The 11,810-nt window shown below is 47.2% G+C and carries 10 protein-coding genes; 7 read left to right on the forward strand and 3 right to left on the reverse strand.

Annotated features, from left to right (window positions below; all coding sequences use genetic code 11):
- The first annotated feature begins 12 nt into the window (after positions 1 to 12).
- The 3 genes from ACK8P8_RS15960 to ACK8P8_RS15970 are packed head-to-tail and all read left to right on the forward strand — an operon-like array spanning position 13 to position 2,954.
- Complete coding sequence (locus ACK8P8_RS15960; protein ID WP_099291286.1) at positions 13 to 459, forward strand: dCMP deaminase family protein; 447 nt, start codon at positions 13 to 15, stop codon at positions 457 to 459.
- A 2-nt stretch (positions 460 to 461) separates the two neighbouring features.
- Positions 462 to 2,057 (forward strand): S41 family peptidase, encoded by a 1,596-nt coding sequence (locus tag ACK8P8_RS15965; protein WP_099291285.1) that lies wholly within the window; start codon positions 462 to 464, stop codon positions 2,055 to 2,057.
- Positions 2,058 to 2,060: 3 nt separating this feature from the next.
- The gene (locus tag ACK8P8_RS15970; protein ID WP_292264913.1) at positions 2,061 to 2,954 is read left to right on the forward strand and encodes a DNA/RNA non-specific endonuclease; all 894 of its coding nucleotides are present in this window, start codon (positions 2,061 to 2,063) and stop codon (positions 2,952 to 2,954) included.
- Positions 2,955 to 2,965: 11 nt separating this feature from the next.
- On the opposite strand, the gene ACK8P8_RS15975 is transcribed toward ACK8P8_RS15970, so the two are convergent.
- Complete coding sequence (locus ACK8P8_RS15975; RefSeq protein ID WP_410026055.1) at positions 2,966 to 3,490, reverse strand: TlpA family protein disulfide reductase; 525 nt, start codon at positions 3,488 to 3,490, stop codon at positions 2,966 to 2,968.
- A gap of 16 nt (positions 3,491 to 3,506) precedes the next feature.
- The gene (locus tag ACK8P8_RS15980) at positions 3,507 to 3,713 is read right to left on the reverse strand and encodes a hypothetical protein (protein WP_099291282.1); all 207 of its coding nucleotides are present in this window, start codon (positions 3,711 to 3,713) and stop codon (positions 3,507 to 3,509) included.
- A 152-nt stretch (positions 3,714 to 3,865) separates the two neighbouring features.
- Here ACK8P8_RS15980 and ACK8P8_RS15985 point away from each other — a divergent pair, with 152 nt between their 5' ends.
- A complete protein-coding gene (locus ACK8P8_RS15985; protein WP_292264910.1) occupies positions 3,866 to 4,828 on the forward strand; it encodes a tRNA-dihydrouridine synthase family protein in 963 nt (320 codons plus the stop codon).
- A gap of 6 nt (positions 4,829 to 4,834) precedes the next feature.
- Positions 4,835 to 5,206, forward strand: a complete 372-nt coding sequence (locus tag ACK8P8_RS15990) for a YbaN family protein (protein ID WP_292264908.1) — start codon at positions 4,835 to 4,837, stop codon at positions 5,204 to 5,206.
- A gap of 25 nt (positions 5,207 to 5,231) precedes the next feature.
- On the opposite strand, the gene leuS is transcribed toward ACK8P8_RS15990, so the two are convergent.
- A complete protein-coding gene (gene leuS, locus ACK8P8_RS15995) occupies positions 5,232 to 8,003 on the reverse strand; it encodes a leucine--tRNA ligase (protein WP_292264906.1) in 2,772 nt (923 codons plus the stop codon).
- A gap of 498 nt (positions 8,004 to 8,501) precedes the next feature.
- On the opposite strand from leuS, the gene ACK8P8_RS16000 reads away from it, so the two are divergent.
- Together ACK8P8_RS16000 and ACK8P8_RS16005 are read left to right on the forward strand one after the other, a co-directional pair.
- Positions 8,502 to 9,530 carry an HmuY family protein gene (locus ACK8P8_RS16000; RefSeq protein WP_292264904.1) on the forward strand — a complete coding sequence of 343 codons (1,029 nt, stop codon included), beginning with the start codon at positions 8,502 to 8,504 and terminating at the stop codon, positions 9,528 to 9,530.
- A 36-nt stretch (positions 9,531 to 9,566) separates the two neighbouring features.
- Positions 9,567 to 11,801, forward strand: coding sequence for a TonB-dependent receptor (locus tag ACK8P8_RS16005; RefSeq protein WP_292264902.1), 2,235 nt, complete (start codon positions 9,567 to 9,569; stop codon positions 11,799 to 11,801).
- Positions 11,802 to 11,810 lie beyond the last annotated feature (9 nt).

Genomic DNA, 11,810 nt, shown 5'->3' on the forward strand with positions numbered 1-11,810 from the left:
ATAGTGTATTAAATGGAGAAATCTAAACAGCGATTGTTAGACGAGCGTTATTTGAGAATGGCCCGGATATGGGCGGAAAATTCGTATTGCATACGTCGTCAGGTAGGAGCCTTGATCGTGAGGGGCGATGCCATTATTTCGGACGGGTATAACGGGACTCCTTCCGGGTTCGAGAATATATGTGAAGACGAGGACAATAAAACAAAGCCCTACGTGTTGCATGCCGAGGCGAACGCTATCACGAAAGTGGCGAAATCGAATAACAGTAGTTTCGGGGCAACGTTGTACGTGACGGCTTCTCCTTGTATCGAATGCTCGAAGCTGATTATTCAGGCGGGCATCCGACGGGTGGTATATTCGGAACATTACAGGAGCGCGGATGGAATCGAATTACTGCAAAAAGCGGGAATAGAAGTGGAGTATATAGGGTTTGCGGATGATAAAGAGATAAAAGATTAAATATGAACAAGAGTAATTTAAGAGCGTTATTGACACCGATCGTGTTGGCTTTGGCCATCGTGCTCGGTATGATGATAAACAGGTTTTTGCCGGATCGCGGACAAATGTCTGTTGCTGCGGGAGTGTACCCGCAGATGGGCAATAAATTGGATGTGATTTTGGGAATGATACAACACTCGTACGTGGATACGGTGAACATGACAGAGTTGATAGAGAATTCAATCCCGATCATATTGAATGATTTGGATCCTCACACGATATATATTCCTGCGAAAGATATGCAGCGGGCAAATGAAGGAATTATCGGTAATTTCGGGGGTGTAGGCGTGCAGTTCTATAAATATCTGGACACGGTTACGGTCGTGAAAGTCGTTCCCGGCGGACCTTCCGAGAAAGCGGGGATATTGGATGGTGACCGGATTATCCGGGTAGGCGATTCTGTGGTAGCCGGGGTAAACAAGAACACCGACCAGATTATGGCAATGATGAGGGGAGAGTTCGGTTCGAAAGTAGATTTGACCATCGTGAGAAGGGGTGAACCGAAGCCGATCAAGAAGACGGTTACCCGCGGCAGTATCCCGGTAAAAAGTGTTGATGTGGCGTATATGCTCAATGATACAACGGGTTATTTGAAAACCAATACATTCGGTATGGTTACCTATATGGAGTTTATGAATGCTATGGAGAGCTTGAAGCAGGCGGGGATGAAAAAGATAATCATCGACTTGCGGGAGAACGAGGGCGGTGTGCTGGAAACGGCAATCAAGATGATAAATGAATTTCTGGACGCGGACAAGCTGATTTTGTACACGCAGGGAAACGCCAGAGCCCGTATGGATTTCACGTCCAACGGTCAGGGACGTTACAAGGATATCCGTGTGGATGTATTGATTAGTGAGTTTAGTGCGTCCGCCAGTGAGATTTTCGCGGGTGCAATACAGGATAACGACCGGGGATTAATTATCGGACGTCGTTCTTTCGGCAAGGGATTGGTACAGGAACAACGCCCGCTATCCGACGGTTCTGCCGTACGGTTGACGGTAGCCCGTTATTATACGCCTTCGGGACGTTCTATTCAGAAACCTTATGACCAAGGGAAAGAGAAATATTACAGCGATATTTACAACCGTATGATGCACGGGGAGTTTTCTCAAAGGGATAGCATCACGTTTGACGAGAATTTGAAATATCAGACTGTTGGCGGACGTACCGTGTATGGCGGTGGCGGAATTATGCCGGATGTCTTTGTGCCGGCTGACACGACTGGGGCTACCCGTTATCTGGCAGCGGTGACGAGAACTCAGTTCTTGTATGATTATACTTTTGATTTCATGGATAGACACCGGAATGAGATGAAGGATTTAAAAGATTACAAGGCTATCCAGCGATACTTGAAGCAGTTCGATCTGGTAAACGAAATGGCGAATTATGCTGCCCGCCGTGGATTGAAGCGGAATGACAAGGAGATAAAAGAGTCTTACCAGATTTTGAGAACACGGATAGAGGCTTATATCGGTCGTCACGCTTTGGATGATATCGGTTTCTACCCGATAATCGGTCAGATTGATAATACCTTACAGGAAGCGATTAAACAATAGACAATGATGAATATTTTACACGGGAGGCTGATAGGCCTCCTGTTTCTGTTTTGCACGCTGGGTGGTTTCGCGCAAAACCGTTATATTCCCTCGGGGGAGGGAATGTTGGTTGAATATACCTATTATTGTTTGGGTTTTGACAAAGAGCATAAACAGGCGAATTGGGTGTATTACGAGTTGGAAGCCAAGAATCTCACGGGGAAGGCGAGCCGGAAAGATAATTTTCGGGTAGACCCGAAACTAGATACATGGAGTGCCACGTTAGCCGATTACAAGGGAAGCGGGTATGACCGGGGGCATTTGTGTCCTGCTGCTGATATGTCGTTTAACGCGAAAGCGATGAGCGAAACGTTTTACATGTCGAATATGTCGCCGCAAGTGCCGATGTTTAACCGGGGTATCTGGAAGAAGTTGGAGGAACACGTTCGGGAACGGGCAAAGCGGGAAAAACTGTACGTGGTAACCGGACCGATTTTCAAGAGTAACAAGGGGAAGATAGGCAAAGGAAAAGTGACCGTTCCCGGTTACTATTACAAATTATTTTACTCCCCGTCGAAGCAGCAGATGATAGCTTACGTGTTGCCGAACGAGGAGAGTCGGCGCCCGATAAACAGTTTCGCGGTACCCGTGTCGAAAGTGGAGAAAATGACCGGTATTGATTTCTTCCCGCAACTACCGGATGAGCTGGAAAAGCTGTTGGAAGCGGATACCCTTTCGCATCTGGAACATATGCCCAAGCAACCCGGTAAATCATATCCCCCGACCCGGAAAGAACAAATTATCGCCGTGGCGGGAGCCGTGCTCTTGTTCTTGCTCGTGTATTTCCTGATCAAACACCGGGGTGGGAAAAAGAAGAAAAAGAAAAAAGCCAAGAAACCTCTCAAGAAAAAGAAATAAGCCCGAAAGGCTTATTTCTTTTTCAACAAATCATCAATCACTTTTGTCATTTCCTCGAACTCTTTCGGTTCGTACAGGCGGGTGAGATAGACAATCTTCCCCTCTTTGTCTATGATAACGTTCCGGGTGACGCCTGCGCCTTGTGCGGCAAAAGAATAAAAGGCTTTACCTTCCGGATCGAGCAGGAGAGGGTAAGTGATACCTGTTTCTTTGGCAAATTTTTTGACCACTTCTTTCGATTCCTTAAGATCAATGCCGTATAAAACGAAGTCGGGATTATCCTTGTGTTTCAGCCAAATATCTTTTTCGATAAAGGGCATTTCTTTTCGGCATACGCCACACCAGCTGGCAGTGAATTGAAGCATAACGATTTTCCCTTTTAGGTCTTTCAGTTGTTTCTTTGTGCCGTCGGGAAAGATTAATTCGATATCAGGTGCTTTGTCGCCTACTTTCACGATGTATCCTCTATCGTCTTCCGGGGCTTGAACCCAAGCACAGGTCATGAATAATAATAAAATTAGAGTCAGGTGTTTCATATTGGATCATGTTTGATTAATATCGTTTCAGACTTTTCGGGCTACCGCTCCACGAGCATCCCAAGCAATAGAGAATTGTCGTGTCGAATCCCTCCAGAGAGTCATTTTCATTTACCGGAACAACCTCGTAATCGGTTGTCACTTGCACCAGACATGGATTGCCTTGTGCGTCTTTCACGTGAAAACGGCGTATGCCGCATTGTGGACAAAGTAAAAATCGCATATTCTAAAATTTGAGACATAGTTACTGATTATTATTGATAGTTGTACGGGGTACGAGGGAAAAATTGTTACTTTTATCAGATTCTTTTCATATACGGGAAGAAAGACTGTATATTTGTCGTAACAAGATGATAGTAGTTAGTGGGTTTTGATATGGAAAAACAGAAGAAATATAAAATACATTTTGCACCCGTGCAGGGGCATACAGATTGGACGTACCGGAACCTGCACGAGAAATACTTCGGGGGAGTGGACGCCTATTATACCCCGTTTATCCGGGTTGAAAAAGGGGATAGTTTCCGGTCGAGAGATATGAAGGATTGTGATCCCGAATTAAATACCGTGCAGAGATTGATCCCGCAGGTGTTGGGGGGCGACCCGATGGAATTGGATGTATCTCTGGAGATGTTGGAAGAGAGAGGCTTCACGGGGGTGGATATCAACATGGGATGTCCTTTCCCGATGATCGCGAGGCGGGGGAAAGGAGCGGGCGTGTTGTCCGACCCGAAGCGGGTACGGGAGCTGATGGAAGTTGTGAAGGAATACCCGGGGATGCAGTGTTCCGTGAAAATGCGTTTGGGATGGGAGAATCCTGAAGAATGTTTGTCATTGCTTCCTGTTTTGAATGACACCCCTTTAACTGCCGTTATCCTGCACGCTCGTGTCGGTACGCAGGAATACAAGGGAGAGGTTAACCCGGATGCGTTTGAGGCATTTTATAATCAATGTAAACATCCCTTGTATTACAACGGGGATGTGTTGACCCTAGAGGATATTCAACGGGTGACGGCACGCTTTCCCCGTTTGGAAGGCGTCATGATCGGCCGGGGATTGTTAGCGAACCCCGCGTTGGTAATGGAATACTTGGATGGTAAAGAATTGACCTCGGAGGAGAAGTACAGGAAATTCAAACTCTTTCATGCCGAACTTCTGGCCGCTTATGCCGAACGTTTGCAGGGTGAGCATCAATTAGTGATGAAAATGAAAACTTTCTGGGAATATTTCATGCCGATGACCGACCGGAAAATATTGAAGAAGATTCACAAGAGTAACAAACTATCCCAGTATAACGAAGCGCTTGCGCGTGCCTTCGTGCCGGGACAGGAAGAAGGGTGATTGCGGATGAAGAAAGCGATATATATCATTATAGGCTGTATTTCCGTGGTGTTGGGTATAATCGGTATTTTCGTGCCCGGTTTGCCGACGACACCTTTTCTTTTATTGAGTTCATGGCTTTTTTACAATAGTTCCAAGCGATTGCATGATGCCTTGCATCGTTCCAAGTGGTTGGGGCCTTATATCCGGCATTTTCAAGAGAAAAAAGGAGTGGGTTGGAAGACAAAAGCGGTATCCATTATTTGTATGTGGACGATGATCAGTATTTCCGCTTTCGGGATTATTGAGAATTTGCATGTGAGGATATTATTATTGATATTGGGTGTGGTTGGGACATGCAGCGTGTTGTTTATCGTACCGAATCCCAAAAAGAAATAAAAGAGAGCGACGCTCTCTTTTATTATTATCCTATCACCACGTTCACGATTTTTTTCGGTACGATAATCATTTTCTTGATTTCCTTCCCGTCCATCCATTTCGCGAAGTCCGGAGTGGCTTTTACGGCTGTTTCAATCTCCGCGTTGGTTGCTGTCGTGGGCATGGCGAGTTTGAAACGTACCTTGCCGTTGAAGGAAACCGGGTATTCGAACTCGTCTTCCACGAGGTATTTTTCTTCCCATTTCGGGAAGGCTTCTTTCGTGATGCTTCTAGTGTGGCCTAGCAGGCTCCACAGTTCTTCCGCCATGTGTGGGGCAAAAGGAGCGAGGGTGATCACGAGAGGTTCGAGGATAGCCCGTTTATTGCATTTCAAGGCTGTCAGTTCGTTCGTGCAGATCATGAAAGCGGGAATGGACGTGTTGAACGAGAAGTTCTCGATATCGTATTCCACCTTCTTGATCGTTTTATGCAGTACTTTCAATTCTTCTTTGGTCGGCATCTCGTCGCTCACGCTGAAATCTTCGCCGTTTTGGAACAGGCGCCAGAATTTACGCAGGAATTTGTACACCCCGTCGATACCTTGCGTGTCCCACGGTTTGCTGAATTCCAGTGGTCCGAGGAACATCTCGTACAGGCGCAACGTGTCAGCCCCGTATTCTTCGATAATCGTGTCGGGGTTCACCACGTTGAACATGGACTTGGACATCTTCTCGATAGCCCAGCCACAGATGTATTTCCCGTTTTCGAGGATAAACTCGGCATTGGCGAATTCCGGTCGCCATGCACGGAACGCATCCACGTCTAACACGTCATTCTTCACGATATTCACGTCCACGTGTAACTCCGTGGTCTTATGTTGATCCTTCAACCCGAGGGAAACAAACGTATTCGTGCCTTGTATCCGGTACACGAAATTCGAACGTCCTTGAATCATACCTTGGTTGATTAGTTTCTTGAAAGGCTCTTCTTCGGTGGCAACACCGATATCATGCAAGAACATGTTCCAGAAACGGGAATAAATCAAATGTCCCGTGGCGTGTTCTGTCCCGCCCAAGTAAAGATCCACGTTTTTCCAGTAATTGCAGACGTCCTTATCTACCAGAGCCTTGTCATTGTGCGGGTCCATGTAGCGTAAAAAATACGCCGAGGAACCCGCGAAGCCGGGCATCGTGTTTAATTCCAGAGGATAACCCTCTTCCGTTTTCCAGTCTTGTACACGACCTAGAGGCGGTTCTCCTGTTTCTGTCGGCAAGTATTTATCTACCTCCGGCAACTCCAGCGGCAATTTTGACTCGTCGAGCATATATGGCATACCGTCTTTGTAATACACTGGGAACGGTTCGCCCCAGTATCGTTGACGACTAAAAATGGCATCCCGCAGGCGGTAATTGATCTTGCTTTTACCGATTCCTCTTTTCTCGACTTCTTGCGAGATATACGCGATGGCATCTTTTACTTCCATGCCGTTGATGATACCGCTGTTAATCATCTTGCCGACTTTCGTGTCGTATGATCCTTCGGACATATCGTGTCCTTCCCCGTCGTCAATCACGGGAACGATCGGGAGATTGAAATGACGTGCGAAAGCGTAGTCGCGGCTGTCGTGTCCCGGTACTGCCATGATTGCTCCGGTTCCGTAGCCGGATAGCACGTATTCGCTGATCCACACGGGTATCGCCTCGTTCGTGAACGGGTTAATGGCGTATGAACCGGTAAATACTCCGGTCACTTTTTTCACTTCCGTCTGGCGCTCCCGTTCCGTGCGTTTCGACACGTAGTCCAAGTACTCGGCAACGGCGTCCGCCTGTTCCGGGGTGGTCAGCTGTTTCACGTAATCCGATTCGGGAGCCAGCACCATGAATGACACCCCGAATATCGTGTCCGGGCGGGTGGTGAAGATTTCCAGTTTCACGTCCGAATCTTTCACGTCGAAAATCACGTCGGCACCTTGCGAGCGACCTATCCAGTTGCGTTGAATATCCTTCAGCGAATCCGACCATTCCACTTTATCCAACCCGTCCAATAGCCGTTGGGCATAGGCGGATACGCGGAGCGACCATTGGCGCATTTTCTTTTGTACCACGGGATAACCGCCTCGTTCGGACAGCCCGTCTTTCACCTCGTCGTTGGCAAGCACGGTTCCCAGTTCCGGGCACCAGTTCACCATCGTGTCGGCAAGATAAGCGATACGGTAATTCAATAATATCTCTTGTTTCTCCTTCTCCGATTTGGCTTTCCATTCTTCGGCAGTGAAATGCAATTCTTCGCCGCATGCCGCGTTCAGTCCTTCCGTACCCACCGTTTCAAAAGCTTTTACCAGATCGCTGATCGGCATGGCTTTTTGCTCGTTGTAACAGAAATAGCTGTTGAACATCCGGATGAAAGTCCATTGTGTCCATTTGTAATATCCCGGGTCGCAGGTACGGATTTCTCTGTCCCAGTCGTACGAGAAGCCGATCTTGTCCATTTGTTCCCGGTAGCGGTTGATATTTTTCTCCGTCGTGATAGCCGGGTGTTGCCCTGTCTGGATGGCGTATTGCTCTGCCGGCAGTCCGTAGGCATCATACCCCATGGGATGCAACACGTTAAAACCTTTCAAATGCTTGTAACGGGAATAGATATCGGAAGCGATGTAGCCTAGCGGGTGTCCGACGTGTAGCCCTGCCCCGGAGGGATAAGGGAACATGTCCAGCACGTAATATTTGGGTTTGGAAGGATCCATTTCAACCCGGTAAGTTTTGTTCTCTTGCCAGTAGCTTTGCCACTTTTTCTCGACTTCCTTGAAATTGTATTCCATGTTATTCTTTTTTTAGTTCTCGTAATGAATGACAAAGGTAATAAAAATACAGAAGTCGGAAACTCTTTTATTATTTTATGTCATAGGGGTGATTACCTAATATTGTAAGAGGATGTACTCTTTTCCTATATAAATCCGGTATGAATTCCGTATGATTTCCGGTTCAATTCCGTTTATAAAGTTTTTACTAAGCTTTTAGTAAGCTATTAAAACGCTATTACTATATAGGGTTTTAATAGCGTTTTAATAGGGAACTAATAGCGTTTTACACGGAAGTGATGCGGAATTCATATGGAATTGATATGTATTTTATTATTGTAATCCAGATGTTTAGTGACTGACGTGATATCTTATTTGTACCGTGGTGAAATTTAAGGAAGAATCCCTAATATAGATGAAATGGAGTCTGTTTTTCCTCATTTTTGGGGATTGTGAAGGGATGTTCGGGGATATACTTTTGTGGCGATAAATAGTCTGTTAAATTAAAATTTTTATATAATGAAAAAGATGAATCAGTTTATCGCGTGGGGGCTGATGTTGTGTGTTGCCTGTTTTACAGCTTGTTCTGATGACGATAACGGTAGTGGTTGGGATGGTGAATACACCGTGGTTGCTGCCGCCGATTATGACGCGTGGACGTATTTCGATTTTAAGACGGGTACCGTGAAGACGCTTAGCGTGAAATCCCAAGAAGGTGGTATCACCGGGATATACAAGGGTGATTTAGATATCTCCGTTATGGGGAGTTCTTACGGGAATCAAGAGGGCGTGAAGTTGATTATTTCTACAATTGCCGAGGATTCGGTATTGCTTTCTCTGGATAGTTTGACGCTCAGCATGAGTGGTGATGTGGAGCCTTATTCTTTATCGGCGAAAGCGGCAATAGCGCGGGACGGGGAAGAGTGGGTGTTGACGGGAGTACCGACAAGTGTCGATGTGGTCAACGGAGAAACAACCACGGTGTACAAGGAAGTAACTTTCAGCGGAAGAATAGGTGCGGCAGCCGGAAGTGCGGCAAGTATAAAGGTGACTTTTAAGCCGGGCGCTATGCCTATGGCGATCACTGGGACTTATACCGTGAAAGAGAGGGATAACAAGGTCTATATGTTGAACGGGGACGAAACCTCTTTTGACTGGGATATTGCTTTCCACAAGTATGATGTCAAGACGAACGGCGGGGGTGCGGTGAAATTGAACACGTTCGACCTTGACGCGGTAACCTTGTCTTCCGTAACCGGGGAGAATTTCACGGCTGACACGGACGATCACCAAGTAATGGTGGATATGACGAACATGATGGAAGGTTTCGTGGGGTATCAGTCCACGAAATTGAATGAAGTATTGTGTGGTTGGGTGACGGCAACCCCGACAGGTTCGATGCCGCCTTATACTTACGAGATCAATAAGAATGTATTCGTGTTGAAAACGGCAGCCGGGGAGTATGCTAAAATAAGATTCACGGATTATTCCAATGATAAGAACGAGAAGGTATATGCCGCGTTTGATTACGAATATCCTCTAAAGTAACGCACGGAAGCCGTGCTTGGTTCAATGGAGAAGCAGATGAGAAACGGATTGTTGATATTGTTTTTGATATTTTTGTCCCCGTGTTTAATGGCGGATGAACACGAGAATGAGGCTCCCTCTTTTAAGGTAAAAGGAGTAGTCGTGGACGAGAAAGGGGAACCGCTGGCAGGGGCTTCCGTGTGGGTGAAAGGGACTGTTGTCGGTGCGGGAACGAACGCGAAGGGGGAGTTCACGGTAAAACTGACGTCGAGGGAGAAATGTGTGTTAAGAGTTAGTTTCACGGGTTATGCCCCGAAGGAACGGGAAGTAGTTCCCGGTCTGGATAGTTTGTTTCACTTCGCACTGGCTCCGGGTGATAACGCGCTGAACGAGGTGGTGATCACGGGAACCCGCACGATGAAACCGTTGAAGGATGTACCCGTGCTGACCCGTGTCATCTCACGAGAGGATATAGCACAAATCAATCCTTTGGATTTGCAGAGTCTGTTGGAGTACGAGATGCCGGGATTGCAGTTCGGGTTGGCTCACGGTTCGGGTTTGCCGGAATTGAAATTCCAAGGCTCGGCGGGGGGATACGTGTTGTTCTTGATTGACGGGGAACGCGTATCGGGAGAAGGTTCCAGTAATAATATAGATTATAGTTTGATTGATGTTGATAATATCGAGCGGATAGAGGTGGTGAAAGGACCTATGTCGACGTTGTACGGTTCGCAGGCGATGGGGGGCGTGGTGAATATTATCACGAAGGATGCCGATCGTCCCTTCACGGGAAACGCTTCCGTCCGTTACGGTAATAACGACGAGAGTAAGTATTCGCTGTCATTGGGTACGAAGCAAGGGCGATTCTCCGCGTTGACGTCGCTTTCTTATCGCACGCGGGATGCTTATGCGCTGAAAGACGAGGTCGGGCAAATTCAATACACGCACTACAAGGATATGTATGACCGGGATTCGGTCGTCGCGGATACTTCGACCAAAGGGATGACGAGCGTTAAGGGGTTCGAGATTTGGCAAGTGAACCAGAAATTGAGTTTCACGTTTAACGATCGCTTCCGTGTATCGTTGGACGGAACGTATTATAACAATCATATTCTGGAATATATACAGGAAAAGGAACAGGATGTGTTTTCGACTTACAAGCTCAACCCGAAGATGTTTTACGCGATAAATGATAGGCATATTCTGGATTTGTCGTACGTGTTCGAGAATTACGAGAAGAAAATAGAGTATAAAAAATCTCCCACGGAAAAGAGGCTTGGGGATATGATCCATAACATGCGATTGAATTACACGGGATATCTCCATGACAGACACACGCTGACCGCGGGGATCGAGATGAACACGCAGCGGTTGCAGCATTACTGGTTTGATAACGGGTCGGGCAAAAAGTTTGATGCGCAGACTTACGTGTTGTATTTGCAGGAGGATTGGAAAGTGAGTGATTCGTTTAGTATTCTGGCGGGTGTGCGGTCGGATTGCCATTCGGAATACGGTTTCCACGCGAGTCCGAAAATATCGTTGATGTACAGGTACGGGGTGTTGGCTTTGCGTGGCGGTTACGGGATGGGATTCCGTATACCTTCGTTGAAAGAGTTGCACAGCGAGTATGATATGGGCGGACAAGGTTTCTTTATGATTTACGGTAACGAGGATTTGGAACCGGAGATCAGTCACCAAGGGACGTTGTCGGCGGAGGTGACGAGGGGGATTTTTAACGGTTCGGTATCCGGGTACTACACGAGGTATTTCGACGAGATCGGTTTGGGGTTGTCTTCGGACGGGAAGAACCAGCAATATTATAACGCGGATAACGCGACAAGGACGGGGGTGGATGTGATGGCGCAATTCCGTTTCAGGAACGGGTTGACGTTGCGCGGCGCATACGCCTATATTGATGCGCATTCCGAGGTTGACGGGTATAATATGGCGAGTGACCGTCCGCATAGCGTGACGTTCACGGCGAATTATTCCAAGACGTTCGGGAAGGTGACGCTGTCGGTGGCACTGAACGGGCGTTGGATGTCCTCGGTGGAAACGTGGTACAAGAATAGCGCGGGCGGTTACGTGCAGAATGAATATGACAGCCGGACGTTTTGCGCGTTGAATCTTAGCGGGCGTTTCCCGCGAGGGTTCCGTTTTACGGCGGGACTGGATAACCTGTTTAATTTCAAGGATAAAAACGTGACTGCCGATCAATCGGTTACCCCGCAACGAGGAATAGGGGTGCTCGGGACGTTGTCCGTGAATTTGGCGGATTTGTTTAAATTATAATCAGATAAA

The organism is Butyricimonas muris (assembly GCF_046365375.1).
Taxonomy (GTDB): domain Bacteria; phylum Bacteroidota; class Bacteroidia; order Bacteroidales; family Marinifilaceae; genus Butyricimonas; species Butyricimonas muris.